Genomic DNA, 18,224 nt, shown 5'->3' with positions numbered 1-18,224 from the left:
TCGGCGCGGTGGATTCAGCCGCGGCGAGCCTGCTGCAGCAGTTCGCCGATCTGCGCGTCCTTTTCGCGCCAGAGCTGCTGCACCCAGTCGCCGAAGGCCTTGCGGAACTCGGCGTCCTCCGCGTAGTTGCCGCCTAGCAGGTGGGCGGGTACCGGCACCTTGCGCACACGCACGATGACGCGATCGACGCGACCGGCCATGAAGTCCATGAACGTGGGGATGCCCTGCGGATAGACGATGGTCACATCGAGGATGGAATCGAACTTGGCGCCCAGTGCGTCCAGTGCCAGCGCAATGCCCCCGGCCTTGGGCTTGAGCAGGTACTGGTAGGGCGACTGCTGCTTGGCGTGCTTGGCGGGCGTGAAGCGTGTGCCTTCCAGGAAGTTCATCACGCTGGTGGGAATGAGCGCGAACTTTTCGCAGGCCTTGCGGGTGGTTTCCTGGTCCTTGGCGCGCATCTCCGGGTGTTTGCGCAGGTATTCCTCGCTGTGGCGGCGCATGAAGGGAAAGTCCAGTGCCCACCAGGCCAGGCCCATGAACGGAACCCAGATGAGTTCCTGCTTGAGGAAGAACTTCAGCAGGGGGATCTTGCGGTTGAGCAGGTGCTGCAGCACGAAGATGTCGACCCAGGACTGGTGGTTGCTGTTCACCAGGTACCAGCTGCGGGGATCCAGGCCTGCAATGCCCTGCACGTCCCAATCGAGCTTCTGGGTCAGGCGCATCCAGCCGCTGTTGCCGCTGATCCAGCTGTTGGCGATGAAGACGCAGATGGGGTCGATGACCGGACGCGTGGCCTTGAAGGGCAACAGCAGGCGGATGAACGCGAACACCAGCAGGATCGGCACCCAGAACAGGATGTTGACCAGCAGCAGGGCAATGGCGATGGGGGCAATGAGGAAGGCTGGCAGGAAATTCAGCATGTTGCTACCAAAGTTATAGCTGGTTGCGCCCATTGCGGGTGGGCTGGGGCCGAATTCTAGGCAAAGAAGTGGGTTTGCGCATGGCCTCAGACTGTTGCCTCTAATGTGCTGCGCTGGGGGCCGGGGACCGTACCCCAGCCCACACGCCTTACTTGAGGCTGCCGCTGAGGAACTGCGCCAGCCGTTCACTCTTGGGGTTGGCCAGCACCTGGGCCGGTACCCCTTCTTCCTCGATGCGGCCCTTGTGCAGGAAGATCAGGTGGTTGGAGACCTCACGCGCAAAGCCCATCTCGTGGGTCACCACGACCATGGTGCGGCCTTCCTGGGCCAGTGTCTTCATGACCTTGAGCACTTCGGACACCAGCTCGGGGTCGAGCGCGCTGGTGGGCTCGTCGAACAGCATCACTTCGGGCTCCATGGCCAGGGCACGGGCAATGGCTACGCGCTGCTGCTGCCCGCCGCTCAGGTGCGCGGGGTAGGCATCTTCCTTGCCTTCGAGTCCGACCTTGGCGAGGTACTTGCGGGCTGTGGCAATGGCTTCGTCCTTGGGCTTGCCCAGCACATGCACCGGCGCTTCGATGATGTTTTGGAGCACGGTCATGTGGGCCCAGAGGTTGAAGTGCTGGAACACCATGGCCAGCTCGCAACGGATGCGCTGCAGCTGCTTCTGGTCCACCGCCTGCAGTTCGCCATTGGCACCAGGCTTCAGTTGCAGCTCTTCACCCGCGACGATGATGCGACCTTCGTGCGGCTTTTCCAGCATGTTGATGCAGCGCAGGAAGGTACTCTTGCCCGAGCCCGAGCTTCCGATGATGCTGATCACATCGCCAGCGTGGGCCGTCAGCGAGACGCCCTTGAGCACCTCGTTCGAGCCGAAGCGCTTGTGGATGTTTTCAACCTGCAGTTTGAGGGTGGTGTTGGCGGTCATGGAAACGTGCTTCAGTGCGTCAGAAGGAATATGTCAGTTACCCAGCAGGTCGCCGGTGCGGAAGGGAACCTTGCCCGCGATCTTGCCGAGCTCGCAACCCGTGGTGACATAGCGGTCCCGGATATGGGCGTAGAACACGCCGTCCACCCCGGCGTGGATCGGTGTGCGGGTCTGTTCGATCGGGTTGACGATCTCGACCATCAAGTCACCCTTGGTGACGCGCTCGCCCGCTTCATGGGCGAACACAACGACCCCGGGGCAGGGGGCGTAGAGGGTTTCCGAGCCGGCCAAGGGGGTTGCGTCGCACAGCGCCGCGGGCAGCTCGGGCGGGTGCTCACAAGCCACCACCCCGGCGTACTGCAGGTAGTGGAACAGGGCCTGCGCGTCCGGACGGGCCCAGCGGTCGTGCACATCGGCCTCGCCACGCAATTCGATGGTGGTGCTGCAGCAGCCCTGGGGCAGGGGAGCGTGGTTGCCCTCGGCACGCAGGGCATCGGCCAGCTTCCACCAGGCGCCGGACAGGCATTCGTCGAACGGGGCATTGCCCGAGCTCTTGGCCAGCAGGGTCGCGCGGCTGCCGATGAAACGCGCCACCGGCTCCAGTTGCGGCCAGCAGGCCTCCTCGGTGTAGAAGTGCATCACACCCTGGCAGTCGCAGTGCAGGTCCAGTACCACATCGGCGTCGTGGGACAGCAGCAACAGCTGGCGGCGCAAGCTTTCCAATTCGGTCTTGGGTGTCCATTGGCGCAGGTACTGGCCCATGGCCGTGCGTACCGTCGCCACGTTGGCCCGGCCATCGTCCCCCAGGGCATTGCGAACCATGGGCAACACCGCGCTGGCCAGGTCCGGGTAATGCCGGTTGAAGTTTTCCGAAGTGTCAAGCTCGAATCGGCCCATGGGCTTGTGGTCCACGCGCTGTGCCAGCCCGATGGGGTTGGCCATGGGCACCAGAATGACTTCTCCGACCACCTTCCCGGCGGCGTCGGCCGCTTCCAGCAGGGGGCGCAGGTGGTGGGCGACCAGCATGCCGGGCAACTCCTCGGCATGCAGGCTGGCCTGGATGTAGACCTTGGTGCCCGAGCCGGGTTTTCCAAAATGGAAGCTGCTGAGTGTCTTCTGCACCCCGAGACTGGGAGAAAGCAGCGGATGGTCTTGGCGTTGCATAGTGCGAGATCAGGAATCGAGGGCGCGTCGCTATCAGTGCTTGCGCGGCGCCAGGTAGGCCAGCAGGCGGCCTTCTGCGAACTTGAAGAAGCCGATCAGCGCGAACGTGGCCACCAGGTAGATGGCAGCCGCCGTGAGGAAGGCTTCGAAGGGCAGGTAGTAGTCGGAATAGATGCGGCTGGCCGCACCGGTGACGTCCATCAGGCTCGGGACGGCGCTGGCCAGGCTGGTGCTCTGCAGCATCATCACCACCTCATTGCTGTAGGCCGGCAGGGTGCGGCGCATGGCGCTGGGCAGTACCACGCGCCACATCACCTGCACGCGGCTCATGCCGTAGGCCTGGGCGGCCTCAATCTCACCGGCGTGGGTCTCGCGAATGGCGCCTGCCAGCATTTCGGCGGTGTAACCCGCCGTGTTGAGGCTGAAGGCCAGCAAGGCACAGAAGAAGGGGTCCTTGAAATGGGTCCAGGGCCAGACCGAATCCCAGCGCGCCTGGATCCACTCCAATTGTCCCAGGCCGTAGTAGATCAGGTAGACCTGAATCAGCAGCGGCGTGCCGCGAATGACATAGGTATAGGCGCCCACCAACCAGCGGGCGGTGCGCCAGGGGCCAGTCAACAGCAAGGCAAAAACCAGCGCCAGCACAGCACCCACGGCCAGCGAGGAAAACAGCAGGGCCAGGGTGGTCAGGATGCCTTCGCCAAACATGGCAAGGCTCTTGGCTTCAAAAATGACGGACCAGTTCATTACAGGGTCCCCCGCTTGGTACCGAGGCTGTAGCGTTCATTGAGCTTGCGCAGTACAAACAGCGACACCGAGGTGAATATCAGGAACAGCGCGGCCGTGAACAGGAAGAATGCGAACGGCGAGCGGGTGGCAGCACTGGCCTGCTTGGCCAGGTAGGTCATTTCCTTCAGACCGATCAGGCTCACCAGGGCCGTGGACTTGATCAGCACCAGCCAGTTGTTGGTGAAGCCGGGCAGGGCGTAGCGCACCATTTGCGGCAGGGTGATGCGGATGAACGCTTGCACCGGTCCCATGCCAAAGGCAACGGCCGCTTCGGTCTGCCCTTTGGGAATCGAGAGAATGGCGCCCCGGAAGGTTTCGGTCATGTAGGCGCCGTAGATGAAGCCGATGGTCAGCACCCCGGCCATGAAGGGGTTGATGTCCAGTGTGGCTTCGGAGCCCAACCATTCGAGCAGGTTGTTGACCCCGATGGTGCCGCCGTAGAACACCAGCAGCATGAGGACCAGGTCAGGGATGCCGCGGATGACGGTGGTGTAGGCTGCAGCCACAGACACCAGCGCCCGATTGGCCGAGAGCTTGGCAGCAGCGCCCAGCAGCCCCAGCACGATGGAAACCAGCAAGGCACTCAGGGAGACACCTACCGTGAGCAGCGAGCCTTGCAATATCGAGGTGTAGTAGTCACTCATGCTGGGAGAAAAAAGTACCGAATACAAAAAGCGACGGCGCACATGGGGTGCATGTGCGCCGTCAACTCAGACAGCTTCAGCCGTGATTACTTGCCGTAAACGTCGAACTTGAAGTACTTGTCGTTGATCTTCTTGTAGACGCCGTTGGCACGGATCGCCTTGATGGCTCCGTTCAGTTCGGTCTTCAGAGCCGTTTCACCCTTGCGCAGGCCGATGCCAGCGCCGATACCGAAGTACTTCTCGATGTACAGCTCGGGGCCGACCAGCTGGTAGTCCTTGCCTTCGGGCTTGGACAGGAAACCACCGGTCACTTCCACGAAGTCAGCCACGGTACCGTCCAGACGGCCAGCCTTGATGTCCAGATAGACCTGGTCCTGGGCTTCGTAGGGGATGACTTCGACGCCAACGGTCTTGAGTTCACCCATGGCGTATTTCTCTTGGGTAGAGCCCTTGAGCACGCCGATCTTCTTGCCCTTGATGGAGGCGGGGCCTGTGTAGTTCACGCCCTTCTTGACCACCACGCGGCTGGGGGTGTTGTAGTACTTGTCAGTGAAGTCGATGGCCTTGAGGCGGTCTTCGGTGATGGACATCGAGGAGATGATCACGTCGTACTTCTTGGCTTGCAGGCCGGGGATCATGGAATCCCACACCTGTTCCACGAACACGCACTTGCGCTTGATCTGTTCGCACAGGGCGTTGGCGATGTCCACATCGAAGCCGGTGGGCTTGCCGTCCGCAGTCTTGAAGGTGAAAGGCTCGTAGGTGGGGTCGATGGCGACCTTCAGGTCTTTGCCTTGTGCAAAAGACAGAGCGCAAATGGAGCCCAATGCGACTGCGAGCAGGACTTTCTTCATGGATGTTTCCTCGGTTGTGCCCGCCCGGATATGGGAGGGCTGGTTGACATATGAATTGGCGATTCTACGGGCTGGAACGCCGCATTTTTCTCTGAGTTGATGCCCCTAAAGTAGGGGTTTGTACGGAAAATTTCCGGTCTATAGGGGTAAGCCCGTACCCGCAGACCGGCGCTCGCATCCGCTGTACCGCAGTGGTAACAGCATGGACAGGGTCTGTACTACAGTGCTGTATTTCTTGTCGCAGCCCGCCCATGCACCGCTTCGAATCTTCCCGTATCCGTGTGGCCCTGGTGGGCTATGGCAATGCCGGGCGCATCTTCCATGCGCCACTGATCAGCGCCGTACCCGGGCTGCACCTGCATACCGTCGTTTCCTCCAAGGCGCCCCTGGTGCTTGGGGACTGGCCGGAAGTGCGGGTTTGCTCCACGCTGCAGGAAGCCCTGAGCGATCCGTCACTGGACCTGGTGGTGGTGGCGACGGGCAACGATAGCCATTTCTCTGTGGCGCAGGCCGCCCTTGCGGCGGGCAAGCATGTCGTGGTGGACAAACCCTGCACCGTGACGCTGCAGGAAACCCAGACACTGCTGCAGCTCGCCTCCGCGAAAGGGCTTTTGCTCACGGTGTTCCAGAACCGGCGCTGGGATGCAGACTTCCTTGGCTTGCAGCAGGTACTGGCCCAGGGCTCGCTGGGGCGCATTGCCCATTTCGAATCGCATTTCGACCGCTACCGCCCCAGCGTGCCTGATCGTTGGCGCGAAAAGGACATGCCGGGATCGGGCTTGTGGTTTGACCTCGGCTCGCACCTGGTTGACCAGGCGTTGACCTTGTTCGGTGCGCCAGCAGACATCTTGCTTGACCTCGGAACCCAACGCGATGGGGCAGAGGTGAACGACTATTTCCACGCGGTGCTGCGCTATCCGCACCTGCAGGACCTGCGCGTGGTGCTGCATGGCAGTACCTTGGTGGCAGGCCTGGGGCCGCGCTTTGCGGTGCATGGCACCCACGGGAGCTGGGTGAAGTTTGGCCTGGATACCCAGGAAGACACGCTCAAGTCCGGCGAGCGGCCGGTCTGGGGCGATCCCGCGTGGGGCGCGGATCCAACCCCCGCGCGCATCACAACGGCCGCCGCAGACGGGCTGGCAACGCAGGAGATTGCCTTGCCACACGGCAATTACCCCCAGTTCTACGCCGCGGTGGCACAGGCACTGCGTAGCGGTGGCGAGGTTCCGGTGTCCCCAGACCAGGTGCAGGCTGCGATGCAGCTGTTGACCTTGGGTGGAGAAAGTGCCCGCAGTGGCCGCTTTGTTCCGGTCCCGCCGCTACCCGTCATCTGAGTCCATTGCGCCAGTAGCCCTATGGGCTGTAATCCCTAGTGCAAACCCTTACACTGCGCACCTGCCCGTGCCGCCGGCGCATTTCTGCGTCGTGTGGCGCCTGAGCCCTCCCAACCAAGCACCCATCCATGTCCGTCAGCTCCGCTGTGTTGCCGCCCTCGGCGCGCCAGGCCAAACCGATCACCAGTTACCGCAAGTACTGGGCGGCGCGCTTTGGTGTGGCACCGTTCCTGCCCATGAGCCGAGCCGAAATGGACAAGCTGGGCTGGGACAGCTGCGACATCGTCTTGGTGACGGGTGACGCTTACGTGGACCATCCGAGCTTCGGCATGTCGGTCATTGGCCGTTTGCTGGAGGCCCAGGGTTTCCGGGTCGGCATCATTGCGCAGCCTGATTGGAATAGCGCCGAGCCTTTCAAGGTGCTGGGCAAGCCCAACCTGTTCTGGGCCGTGACGGCGGGCAACATGGATTCGATGATCAATCGCTACACGGCCGACCGCAAGATCCGCAGTGACGATGCCTACACCCCGGGTGACGTGGGTGGCAAGCGCCCCGACCGCGCCGCCATCGTCTACAGCCAGCGTTGCCGCGAAGCCTTCAAGGACGTGCCCATCATCCTGGGCGGCATCGAGGGCAGCCTGCGCCGCATCGCCCACTACGACTACTGGAGTGACAAGGTGCGCCGCAGCATTGTCGTGGACGCCAAGTGCGACCTGCTGTTGTACGGCAACGCCGACCGCGCCATCGTCGAGGTGGCCCACCGCCTGGCGGCACGTGAACCGGTGGAGCGCATCACCGACGTGCGCGGCACGGCCTTTGTGCGCCGCAGTGACGACGACACCGCCCAGGGCTGGTACGAGATCGACTCCAGCAGTGTGGATGAGCCCGGGCGTGTGGAAGCCCATATCAATCCCTACGCCACTACCGCCGAAGTCGCTGCCCAGAGAGGTGCAAGCTGCGTCAAGGAAGATGGCAATGCTACTAATTCCGTAGCTGCCCACGATGATTCGACGCGGGCAGCAGGTCAGAAAGACCTGGAGGAGGGCGCCAAGCCCATTGTTTTCGTTCCCTCGCTCTACGGCAAGGGCAGCGTCAAGGTGGCACCGCGCGAAAAGACCGTCATCCGTCTGCCCAGCTACGAACAGGTCAAGAGCGACCCGGTGCTCTATGCCCATGCCAACCGTGTGCTGCACCTGGAAACCAACCCTGGCAACGCCCGTGCGCTGGTGCAGGCCCATGGCGAGGGCCACACGGCGCGCGATGTGTGGGTCAATCCACCGCCCATTCCGCTGACGACTGCGGAAATGGACTACGTATTCGACCTGCCGTATGCGCGCAGCCCGCACCCGAGCTACGCCGACGAGAACGGCAGCTTTGATGCCGCCACCAAGATCCCGGCTTGGGAGATGATCCGCTTCAGCGTGAACATCATGCGCGGCTGCTTCGGCGGCTGCACCTTCTGCTCCATCACGGAGCACGAAGGCCGCATCATCCAGAGCCGTTCGGAAGATTCGGTCATCAGGGAAATCGAGGAGATTCGCGACAAGGTCAAGGGCTTTACCGGCACCATTTCCGACCTGGGCGGGCCGACTGCCAACATGTACCGCCTGGCCTGCAAGAGCCGGGAAATCGAAGCCGCCTGTCGCAAGCCCAGCTGTGTCTACCCTGGCATCTGCCAGAACCTGGGCACGGACCATGGCCCGCTGATCCACATGTACCGCAGGGCCCGCGCGCTCAAGGGCATCAAGAAGATACTCATCGGTTCGGGCCTGCGCTATGACCTGGCGGTAAAGAGCCCCGAATACATCCAGGAGCTGGTAACGCACCACGTGGGCGGTTACCTGAAGATCGCACCCGAGCACACGGAAAACGGGCCGCTGTCGAAAATGATGAAACCTGGGATCGGTACCTACGACCGATTCAAGACCCTGTTCGAAAAATTCAGCGCCGAGGCCGGCAAGAAGCAGTTCCTCATTCCCTACTTCATTGCCGCCCACCCCGGCACCAGCGACGAAGACATGATGAACCTAGCCGTGTGGCTCAAGAAAAATGGCTTCCGCGCGGACCAGGTGCAGACCTTCTACCCCAGCCCAATGGCCACGGCCACGGCGATGTACCACACGGGCCGCAACACGCTACGCAAAATCCACCGTCAGGTGGAGGATGCCGAGGAGTCGGTGGATATCGTGCGCGGTGAGAAGCGCCGGCGCCTGCACAAGGCCTTCCTGCGCTACCACGATCCCAACAATTGGCCGCTGTTGCGCGAAGCGCTCAAGGCGATGGGGCGTGCCGACCTGATAGGTAATGGCAAGCACCATCTGATTCCGACCTTCCAGCCCATGACCGAAGGGGGCTACGAGAGTGCACGGCGCAAGAACAGCACACCAGCGCCAGTGGGCAATCGCGGCGGGCAACCCAAGAAAGGCGCGCTCTTGACGCAGCACACCGGCCTGCCGCCGCGCGCCAACGGTGCCCGATCGGGAAAACCACGTTCTTCGCGCTGACTGCCGGCGTGTGGCCGGGTCAACGGCTTTTGCGGCGGGCTTCGCTCTCGAATACCGCTTGTGCCTCGAGGTGGCCGTGCGACAGCGGTGCAGGCTCGGTGTTGAGATCGCTGTTGTCGAACGGGCGGCTTTCCTGAAAATTCACCGAGTCCTGCCATGCCGACCAGTCGGCGTCGGAATTGCCTTCGACCACCTCAGGCAGGCTGGTGGGTGCGTCCCACGGCAGAGGATCACTGCGGGTACGCGCAACCGGCGACGCTGAGCGCGGCTTGCGCGTCTGTACCGGCGGGGGTGCCTTCTTTGTGAACCAGCCAAACATACTGCCATCCTCCTGACCTGCATGCAGGAAACATCCCTGCACAAAGTCTCGGAAATGCATTGTGAACCTGTTTTTACCGGTCCGCAATCCCATGAACAGGGGAGCGGGTTTCTACGGATTCAAGCAGGCAATGAGCCGCAAGTCTTTAAAAATATTGCGTAATTAGCTATTGAAAGGATAGCAACAGAAAGTGGCTCCGGCGCGCCCCCGGGAAATGGCTCAGGCCGTAGGCAGGGTGTAGAGTGGGATGTCCCGGGCGGTGCCAATGGCTTCGAGTTCGGCGCAGCTGCGTTGTGCGCACCATTGGGCGACTGCGGTATGGCTGTCTGGCATGAACATGGCCATGATGTTGCTCTTTGGAAGGCCGACTTCCTTGGCCAGCACGGCGGCGAAATGGGGCTCCAGCGCCGCCAGGGCCACGCGGCCATCCTTGCAGGGAAACACACGGTAGCCCGCGTGGCCGCCTCCCACCGCCGCTCCGCGGGTGGTCAGGCCCCAGGCACGGGGCAGGGCGAGGTAATTGGCTGCCTCGGACAGGGCAATCTCCAGGCATACTCCCTTGCCTTTGCTCAGTTGCAGCAGGCGAGCCTGCAATACGGCTTCACTGGCCATGAGCGAGCCACCCATGTCGGCGTACAGGGTCGGTGGTAGTTCGGTGCCGGTAACCAGCCCACTCTCGGCCATGTAAGTCAGGTCGTGTCCCGGTTCTTCCGCGCGTACACCGGGTGCACCAACAATTTCAACCAAAGAGAGTTGTGGGTACTGTTTGCGCAAGGCGCTCCACTGCAAACCCAGTTTGGCCAGGGCCGACGGTCGAAACGAGGTCAACAGGACGTCGGTTTTGGCCAGTTCACGGTGCAGTGCTTTCTGCCCAACCTCGGTCTTGAGATCGGCTGTGAGTACGCGCACTCCCTGGTGCATGGTGTCGTAGGCCGCGCGGTTGTACACGCCCATGGGGTCAGCCGTGGTACCTGGGACGGAGCCGACTGGGGGCGGTGGTTCGACTTTGACGCATGTGGCCCCCATGGCGCGACAGCGCATGAGCGCCGCAGGACCGGGCAGGTTCAAGGCCAGGCTGACGATGCGTACCCCACGGAGGGCGCGCTGGCGAGGGAGCTGGGTCGTAACGGGCATGAAATTCTTGGAAGTATGGGCGCAAGTGGCGTGGTTGGGCCCATGATAAAGGCAATAATCGGGCCTCTTGCCACCGACGCGACAGTGCGTTTGGGTCAGATGCCCCCCAGATGGAGCCCCCATTGCAACAGGACCATTTCAGCTCCGAGCTTTTTCCCGAACTGCGTGTACCGGCATCTGCTGCGGTACCCCGTGCCCGCAAGTCCAAGTCAGCACCGCCCAAACCCCAGACTACCGTTGTGCCTGCGCAGGGAAAGGCGCTGCCGAGCACGCCCTCTTTGCCATTGCCTGCGCCTTCGACTTCGACCGACTTTGAGCAACTGGCATCCATACTCGATGCGCACCCCGACTTCCGGGTCCTGCGGCGCCTGCAGCCGTGCCTGGACTGGCCCGTGCGTAGCGAGGGAAAGACGCTGCAGGTTGTGCTCCTGGATACCGAAACCACCGGTCTGGACCATGGACGCGACCGCATCATCGAGCTGGCCATGCTGCGTTTCACCTGGAATCCAGCCACGGCCCTGCCTGAGGGGCCGGTACAGGTGTTCGATCAACTGGAAGATCCCGGCTTCCCGATCCCGGCCGATGCCCAACGCATCACCGGCATCACGGACGGTGAAGTACAGGGCAAGCGCATGGACGATGCGGCGATCACCACATTTCTGACAGGCGTTGATCTGGTGATTGCCCACAATGCGGGCTTTGACCGTCCCTTCGCTGAGCGTCGCATACCCGTATTTGCGTCCTTGCCCTGGGCATGCTCCTTTGCCGACCTGGACTGGAAAGCGTTGGAGGAAAGTTCAGCCAAGCTTGAGAGTCTGGCTTTGTCCTTGGGCTTGTTCTACGACGCCCATCGCGCAGAAACCGATTGCCATGCCTTGCTGCGTGTGCTGGTGGAGCCGCGCGCGCAGCTGCAGGGCAGTAATGGCTTGGCGCTGTTGGCGCAGGCTGCACAGCTGCCTGCCTATCGGGTGCAGGCCGTTGGTGCCCCCTTTGAAGCCAAGGACCTGCTCAAGGCGCGTGCCTACCGCTGGAATGCCGAGAACAAGGTGTGGAGTACGACACTCACCGGCAAGGATGCGTTGGTCACGGAATGCCATTGGCTGCGCGACGAGGTGTACCGAAGCCGGAGTGCCAGCGTACGGGTGGAGGAACTGGACGCCCGGGTGAAGTACTCGCACCGCGCCGGGACGGAGCGCTGGATCAGACTCAGCGAGATGGAGGTTTGACATGCAAGGAGTGTTGCGTAGCGTGCAACTGGGCAAGGCACAGCCCTTGCTGATTCAGGGGCGATCCATCCAGTCCGCCATCCGCAAGCAGCCCTTCGCGGGTGACGTGATGGTGGCGCCGCTGGGTTTGGCCGGTGACGAACAAGTCGACCTGAGCGTACATGGTGGGTTGGAGAAGGCCATTTACGCGTATCCGACCGAGCACTATGCCTTTTGGAACCACGAACGCCAACAGGCTGGCGTCGCAGCCGCACCGATGGGGTTTGGGGGCGTGGGTGAGAATTTAAGCATTGCCGGATTGAACGAAGCGGAGGTCTGGGTCGGGGACCTTCTGCGCTTTCCGCGTTGCGTGTTGCGGGTGACCCAGCCTCGCGAGCCCTGCTACAAGTTCAATGCGGTCATGGGGTTTTCCCAGGCTTCCAAGCGCATGGCACAGAGTGGCCATTGCGGTTTCTATCTGGCCGTGGAGCAGGGTGGCGCCCTGTGCGCGGGGGAAACGTTTACCTTGGAACCCGGACCCAGAACCTATAGCATTGCCCAGCGATTTGCCACCAAGATGGGCAAGCACCTGCGGGATTGACCGCCCTAGGGAAAACGTGAGTCGCTCTAGGTTTCAAACCCTATTGCAAAGTAATACGATGACGCTTGCTTTGCCGGTTTATCTCAAGGAGTTTCTCGTGCTTTCAGCCGCAACAAAAGACAGCCTTCGCGCCACCGGTCTCGGTGCCGTCATGCGCGGGGTCGGAATGGTTACCCGTTTCATCCCTATTCCGCAGCCCACCCTGCTGGTTGGCCCAGGCTCCAGTGGCCGTCTCGGTCAGGCTGTTGCGGGGTTTGGTCATTCCAAGATCCTGATCGTTACCGACAGCATCATCTCCAAGCTCGGTCTGCTGACGCCGCTGACCGACGCCCTCACGGCCGGTGGAGCGCAGTTTGTGGTGTTCGACGAGATCACGCCCGATGCGCCGATTCCCCTGATCGAACGGGGTATCGAGGTGTTCCAGTCCAATGGCTGTGACGCCATCGTGGCCTTCGGCGGCGGATCGTCCATGGATGCCTCCAAGGCCATTGCCGTTGCGGTGGCCAATCCGGGCAAGTCGCTGCGTTCGCTGGCCGGGTACCTCAAGGGTCTGCGTTCGCCTATCAAGATTTATGCCGTGCCGACCACCGCAGGAACCGGCTCCGAAGTGACGGTGGCCGCCGTGATCTCCGATCCCGCCAACCAGCGCAAACTCGTCATCGTCGATCCGCGCATGGTGCCCAAGATGGCAGCGTTGGACCCCTCCCTCATGACGGGGCTGCCCCCGCACATCACGGCAGCGACCGGCATCGATGCACTGACCCACGCGGTGGAAGCCTTCATCGGCAACTGGAAGACGCCGTACTCCGACGGCATGGCGCTGTCCGCCGTAGGGCTCATTTTCGAGAACCTGCGCACCGCCTACAGTGATGGCAAGAACCTCGCCGCCCGCGAGAAGATGGCGCTGGCCTCCACCTACGCCGGTTTTGCCTTCACCCGTGCCAACGTGGGCTACGTGCATGCCATTGCACACCAGTTCGGCGGCAAGTACCACACGCCCCATGGCTTGGCCAACGCCATCATGCTGCCCCACGTGCTCAAGTACTCGGCTCCAGCCATCACCGAAAAGCTGGCCCAGCTGGCGGTGCGTGCCAAGGTGGGTACCGAGGACGAGAGCAGCGATGTGCTGGCCCAGAAGTTCCTCGATGCCGTGGACCAGCTCAATGCGGACCTCGGTATCCCCAAGGTGCTCGACGCCTTGCAGGAGTCCGATATTCCTGACCTCGCCCGTGCCGCTTGCCACGAAGCGCATACCGGGTATCCGGTGCCACGGTACATGACGCAGGAGCAGTGTGAAGACATGATCCGCAAGGTGTTGCCTGGCGCCGTGTCGTCGAAAAAGAAAAAGGGCTGATATCACCCCCAATGGCGCCGCCGACGGCGGCGCCTGTTACTTCCCCCGCACCACCACTGAAATACGCATAAGGAGAGTCTGTCCATGAAGAACGTAGTCACCATTTCGCTGGGGTCGTCCAAGCAGGATTTCGAACGCACCATCGATTTCCTGGGCCACAAGTTCAACATCAAGCGCCTTGGTGCCGACATGGATACCGGCAAGGCCTGGGAACTCATGCGCCGCCAGCAGGCCAGCGCCGATGCGATTGGCTTGGGCGAGATCAGCGACCACCTGCAGGTGGGCCTGCGCACCATCGAGAACAAGGAAACCAAGCGGCTGCTCAATGTGGTGACGCGGGTGCCGGTCACCACCGGCGCCACCTTGCGCCGCCTGCTGCAGGTGCGCGCCGTGCGCCAGGTGCAGCACGAACTGGGCAACTACTTCAACAACAACCTGGTGCTTTTCCTCAACGGCATGCGCAACTACGACATGGCGGTGGCCCTGTCGGACTACACCAAGAACCTCTACTTTGCGGACGCCACCTTCCAGGCCGGCTCCCCCAAGATGCTCACGTCCATCGAGCAACTGGAGCTGTTCGCCAAGGGCAGCAAGCTCATGCTCAGTGGCGCGGGCGGTCAGTTGCTCGAGACCTCGCTGAGCCGCCTCAAGCAGAAGCGTGTGGCGGCTGTCGCTGCAGACTGCCATGTCATCGTCGGCACGTTTGCCGAGTACAAGGCGATTGCCTCCAACGGTTGCCTGGAGGGCAAGACCCTGATCACCTCAGCCGTGACCGAAGAGCGCATGGAGTTCTTCAAGGCCCAGAAGGTCAACCTCGTCATCGACGTGTCGCCCAAGATCTTCGACAAGGTGGTCGGCATCAACGCCATCGAGGCCATGATCCTGGCGCACCTGGAAAAGCCCTCGGAAGAAGTTTCGGACGACGACTTCGAGGAAATCCTCAATGAACTGGACCTCAAGCCCCGCCTGCTGCACCCCACCGGCAAGTTCCGCAATATCCGCCGCTTTGCCTTCGTGATCCATCCGCTGAGCCAGGAATTCATCCGCAAGGGCTTCCCCATTCCCAAGGGCACACCCAAGTTCATCATGGACCAGGTCGAGACCCTGGCCGCGCACATGCCGCCCATGGTGTATTGCAAGATGGAGAACATCATTTCTCCCACGGGCGCTGAAGCCGAGGGCTGGCTCATCTCCGTCGGTGGCACGCCGAAGGAAATGCTCGCGCGTAGCCCCGAGTTCACCTACCGTCGCCTGCTGCAGGCCGCCGAGATGGCCGAGAAGATGGGTGCACAGATCATGGGTCTGGGTGCCTTCACCAAGGTGGTGGGAGACGCCGGTGTGACCGTGGCTCGCCGCGCCAGTATCCCGATCACCACCGGCAACAGCTACTCGGCTTCCGGCGCCCTGTGGGCCGCGGCCGATGCCATGCGACGCATGGGCCTGGTCAACCTCGACAGCAAGAGCAAGAAGGTCGCCGCCAAGACCATGGTGATCGGTGCTACCGGTTCCATCGGTTCCGTGAGCGCCCGCCTGCTGGCTTTCGCGTTCGATGAAGTGGTGCTGGCTGGCCGCGACCTGGCCAAGCTCGAAGAACTCAAGGCTTCCATACTGCTCGACACCCCCGACGCCAAGGTCACCTGCTCCAACACCTACGACGACCTGCTCGGCGAGATGGACATGATCGTCACCTCGACGTCCGGCGCCGGCAAGAAGATCCTCGACATCACCAAGGTCAAACCCGGCTGCGTCATCACCGACGTGGCTCGTCCACTGGACCTGCCGCCGAGCGAAGTGGCCAAGCGCCCCGACGTGCTGGTCATCGAGTCCGGTGAAATCGAGCTGCCCACCAAGGTCAAGGGCATGAAGAGCATTGGCCTGCCGCCCAACGTGATCTACGCCTGCCTGGCCGAAACCATCGTGCTGGCGCTGGAAGGCCGCTTTGAAGTGTTCACGATCGGTCGCGACACCGAATGGCCCAAGGTCAAGGAAATCTACCGCCTGGGCCTCAAGCACGGCATGAAGCTGGCGGCCATTTCGGGTGTGAACGGCGTGTTCAGCGACGAAGACATCGCCAAGGTGGTGGCCTTGGCCAAGAAGGCCCGCAAGACCTGGGGCGGTGGCTCCAGCGCAGTGAGCGACGTCAAGGCCAAGTCCGCCGCCAAGGCTGCCAGGGCACCCGCCGCCGCACCCAAGAAGGCTGCCGCCGCGCCCAAGAAGGCTGCCGCCGCGCCGAAAGTTGCGCCTGCAAACGCGGCAGCCAAGGCACCCGCGGCCAAAAAGCCGGCCGCCGTAAAACCTGCTGCAGCCGTGAAAAAGCCCGCTGCTGCCAAGAAGGCCGTTGCAGTGAAGAAGCCTGCCGCCAAGAAAGCCGCGGCACAGGCTGCCACGGCCTGATTCGGCCAAGCCAAGCAACAGGGGCACTCAAACCCCTGACTCCAGGGCTGCAGGGTGAAAACCTTGCGGCCCTTATTGTTGGACCTGGCACTCCCGGCGCAGCAGCGCCAGGGCGTCGTGCAGCTGGTAGTCCATGTCGCTGAGCAGCGTCTTGGCTGATTCCTGCACAAACTGCTCCCAAAGCGCCAGGTAGTCCTGCGCAAAGGCAAAGGGTGCGTTCTGGCGGATGAAGTCGCTCGCCAGCTCGGGCTGCCAGCCGTTCTTGCGAAGGCGGCGCACCAAGGTGGCCGCGCTTTTTTCGGTGAGCAAGGTCTTCTTCGGTGCCCCGGCCGCGATGCACAGGAACAGCGTGAGCAGGGCACTTTCCTCTTCGCTGCCTTCGGTGGCCTTGGCCCACTCCTTGGACACTGCGCGGTCATAGTTCACCACCGCCACCATGCTTTCTTCCAGCCAGTAGTAGCGGCCCATGAAGGCGGGGGTCTGCTGGAACAGCTTGCGAATGGCAGCTGCGCCGCCACTGGCCTTGCGTACATCAATTGCTATGGAATCGAGAGCGGCCTGCGCAATATCCACGAGGGATTCAGGCAGATTCTTGGGTAAGGCCAGGCGTCGGCCGTCGTCCTTGAGCAGCTGCTGGTTCCAGTAGGCCACCAGCTTCTCGAACATTTTCCATTCCGGAAATTCCGTGCGCTTGGTGTTCAAGGCCAGCAAGCCGGTACGGACGATGGCGTCTGCATCGTGGCCGGACTCGTGCAGCTCGTCCTCGTCCAGCTCGAGCTGGGCCGCGAACCAACGTGCCGCCTCGATCTGCCGGGTGAATGCGCTGCGCCGCTGCAATTCCGCCCGGTACTCGTGCGCCGGCTTGAAGCTCCACTCGTCGAGCTTGGGTATCAGGGTGTCATTGAACACCTTGGACTCATTCATGCCGAAATGGCTGCTCTGCGGCATGACCAGCAGGGCCTTGAGCATGTCGGCGCCTGCCTTGGAGCGCGAGAGCAGGGTGTTGTCGCGCAGGCTCTCGGCCGCGCGGCGCAGGTCGCCGTCGTTCTGCACTTCCAGGCTCAGGCTCACCAGGCTGATGATGCGCAGCCGCGCCTTTTCCAGGTCCGGGCGCAGGTATTCGGTGCCGAAGTAGCGCGCCAGCTGCACCATGCCTTTGGGTGCTTCCTCGCACAGTCTGTCCAGCCGTTCCTGGGTCAGGATGCCGTGACTGCGCCCATAGGCCAGCACCTTCTCGAAGAACAGCCGGTGGTCGAAATGTGCCAGCGATTGGGCCGCTGCGGGCGCAGAAACTTCCATGGGATGAGGCTTCCGTCAGATGGCCGATTCGTCGTCGTCGGATTCCAGCGCCGCTGGGGTGGCCTTGCCGCGGTCAGTGTCTCGGGTTTCCACGCGGTGGTCGTCTTCGTCGCCAAAGGCACCTTCATCACCCGAGAGTTCAAAGGCACGCGCCTTGGCGCGCAGCGTGAGCAGCGTCTCGATGAACAGGTCCGGGCACTTGTAGCGCAGCAGCCAGGCCATTTCCATCCAGTCGTTGTCGGCCACCTCCTCGTGGTCGAGTCGGGGGTGGGCGTAGGCGTTGGCATAGAGTTCGTCTTCGCTGAGCGGGTCACCAAAGTCTTCCACGGCGTCGAACACGCCCGTACGCGCAAAGGCCTCCACGCGACTCCACTTTTCGGCAAAGTAGTCGGCCAGCGCTTCTGCACCACCCTCCAGGTCGCCAATGGCGGTGAGGAACTCCACCGCATCAGCCTCGTCGCGGAAGATCACCGAGTTCATCATGCCGCGCAGGTGGGTGCGGCTGAGGTCCTTGTACTGCTTCTCGATGACCACGGCACGCGCAAACTGCTCGGGCGTGACCAGCATGTTCACCACCGAGGCCTTGGAGTTGTCGAACTCGCGGATCACGGCCAGCACATCCTTCGGGGCCAACTGCTCCAGCACCACCATCAGGGCGCCATCGCCCTCGGTGTCGGCCAGTTCGCCCAGGGCGGCTTCCGCCCCCACGATGTCGCCCGCGGCGATGAGACTGCGCGTTTGTTCGATGACTGCCAGATGATTGCCCATGCTGCAATATTCC

General features: G+C 62.4%; 16 protein-coding genes. 6 read left to right on the top strand and 10 right to left on the bottom strand.

What is annotated here, in order from left to right:
• Positions 1–14 precede the first annotated feature (14 nt).
• From RQP54_RS12490 to RQP54_RS12465, 6 genes are all read right to left on the bottom strand, one after another.
• Positions 15–920 carry an acyltransferase gene (locus tag RQP54_RS12490; protein ID WP_315678649.1) on the bottom strand — a complete coding sequence of 302 codons (906 nt, stop codon included), beginning with the start codon at positions 918–920 and terminating at the stop codon, positions 15–17.
• A 148-nt stretch (positions 921–1,068) separates the two neighbouring features.
• Positions 1,069–1,848, bottom strand: a complete 780-nt coding sequence (locus RQP54_RS12485) for an ABC transporter ATP-binding protein (protein ID WP_315678648.1) — start codon at positions 1,846–1,848, stop codon at positions 1,069–1,071.
• Between the two features lie 33 nt (positions 1,849–1,881).
• Complete coding sequence (locus RQP54_RS12480) at positions 1,882–3,012, bottom strand: M14 family metallopeptidase (protein ID WP_315678647.1); 1,131 nt, start codon at positions 3,010–3,012, stop codon at positions 1,882–1,884.
• Positions 3,013–3,045: 33 nt separating this feature from the next.
• Positions 3,046–3,759 carry an ABC transporter permease subunit gene (locus tag RQP54_RS12475; protein WP_315678646.1) on the bottom strand — a complete coding sequence of 238 codons (714 nt, stop codon included), beginning with the start codon at positions 3,757–3,759 and terminating at the stop codon, positions 3,046–3,048.
• On the bottom strand, positions 3,759–4,445 hold the full coding sequence (locus tag RQP54_RS12470) for an ABC transporter permease (protein WP_315678645.1): 687 nt from the start codon (positions 4,443–4,445) through the stop codon (positions 3,759–3,761). The genes RQP54_RS12475 and RQP54_RS12470 overlap by 1 nt, the downstream gene beginning before the upstream one ends.
• A gap of 86 nt (positions 4,446–4,531) precedes the next feature.
• Positions 4,532–5,299 (bottom strand): ABC transporter substrate-binding protein, encoded by a 768-nt coding sequence (locus RQP54_RS12465; RefSeq protein ID WP_315678644.1) that lies wholly within the window; start codon positions 5,297–5,299, stop codon positions 4,532–4,534.
• 251 nt (positions 5,300–5,550) lie between these two features.
• On the opposite strand from RQP54_RS12465, the gene RQP54_RS12460 reads away from it, so the two are divergent.
• On the top strand, positions 5,551–6,633 hold the full coding sequence (locus tag RQP54_RS12460; RefSeq protein WP_315678643.1) for an oxidoreductase: 1,083 nt from the start codon (positions 5,551–5,553) through the stop codon (positions 6,631–6,633).
• Positions 6,634–6,761: 128 nt separating this feature from the next.
• On the top strand, positions 6,762–9,137 hold the full coding sequence (locus RQP54_RS12455) for a YgiQ family radical SAM protein (RefSeq protein ID WP_315678642.1): 2,376 nt from the start codon (positions 6,762–6,764) through the stop codon (positions 9,135–9,137).
• 19 nt (positions 9,138–9,156) lie between these two features.
• Here RQP54_RS12455 and RQP54_RS12450 read toward each other — a convergent pair whose 3' ends face one another.
• Together RQP54_RS12450 and RQP54_RS12445 are read right to left on the bottom strand one after the other, a co-directional pair.
• Positions 9,157–9,456 carry a hypothetical protein gene (locus RQP54_RS12450; protein WP_315678641.1) on the bottom strand — a complete coding sequence of 100 codons (300 nt, stop codon included), beginning with the start codon at positions 9,454–9,456 and terminating at the stop codon, positions 9,157–9,159.
• A gap of 219 nt (positions 9,457–9,675) precedes the next feature.
• Complete coding sequence (locus RQP54_RS12445) at positions 9,676–10,590, bottom strand: CoA transferase (RefSeq protein WP_315678640.1); 915 nt, start codon at positions 10,588–10,590, stop codon at positions 9,676–9,678.
• 122 nt (positions 10,591–10,712) lie between these two features.
• Here RQP54_RS12445 and RQP54_RS12440 point away from each other — a divergent pair, with 122 nt between their 5' ends.
• From RQP54_RS12440 to RQP54_RS12425, 4 genes are all read left to right on the top strand, one after another.
• Positions 10,713–11,816: a 3'-5' exonuclease gene (locus RQP54_RS12440; RefSeq protein WP_315678639.1), complete on the top strand. Its 1,104-nt coding sequence runs from the start codon at positions 10,713–10,715 to the stop codon at positions 11,814–11,816.
• Position 11,817: 1 nt separating this feature from the next.
• On the top strand, positions 11,818–12,396 hold the full coding sequence (locus RQP54_RS12435) for an MOSC domain-containing protein (protein ID WP_315678637.1): 579 nt from the start codon (positions 11,818–11,820) through the stop codon (positions 12,394–12,396).
• A gap of 166 nt (positions 12,397–12,562) precedes the next feature.
• Positions 12,563–13,750 carry an iron-containing alcohol dehydrogenase gene (locus RQP54_RS12430; protein WP_315678636.1) on the top strand — a complete coding sequence of 396 codons (1,188 nt, stop codon included), beginning with the start codon at positions 12,563–12,565 and terminating at the stop codon, positions 13,748–13,750.
• Between the two features lie 84 nt (positions 13,751–13,834).
• Positions 13,835–16,144, top strand: coding sequence for a dehydrogenase (locus tag RQP54_RS12425; RefSeq protein ID WP_315678635.1), 2,310 nt, complete (start codon positions 13,835–13,837; stop codon positions 16,142–16,144).
• Between the two features lie 72 nt (positions 16,145–16,216).
• On the opposite strand, the gene RQP54_RS12420 is transcribed toward RQP54_RS12425, so the two are convergent.
• The gene (locus RQP54_RS12420; protein WP_315678634.1) at positions 16,217–17,443 is read right to left on the bottom strand and encodes a hypothetical protein; all 1,227 of its coding nucleotides are present in this window, start codon (positions 17,441–17,443) and stop codon (positions 16,217–16,219) included.
• A 15-nt stretch (positions 17,444–17,458) separates the two neighbouring features.
• Positions 17,459–18,211 carry a hypothetical protein gene (locus tag RQP54_RS12415; RefSeq protein ID WP_315678633.1) on the bottom strand — a complete coding sequence of 251 codons (753 nt, stop codon included), beginning with the start codon at positions 18,209–18,211 and terminating at the stop codon, positions 17,459–17,461.
• Positions 18,212–18,224: the final 13 nt, after the last annotated feature.

The organism is Curvibacter sp. APW13, from assembly GCF_032337135.1.
Classification (GTDB): Bacteria; Pseudomonadota; Gammaproteobacteria; order Burkholderiales; family Burkholderiaceae_C; genus Allorhodoferax.
This window is presented reverse-complemented; position numbering and strand designations above follow the sequence as displayed.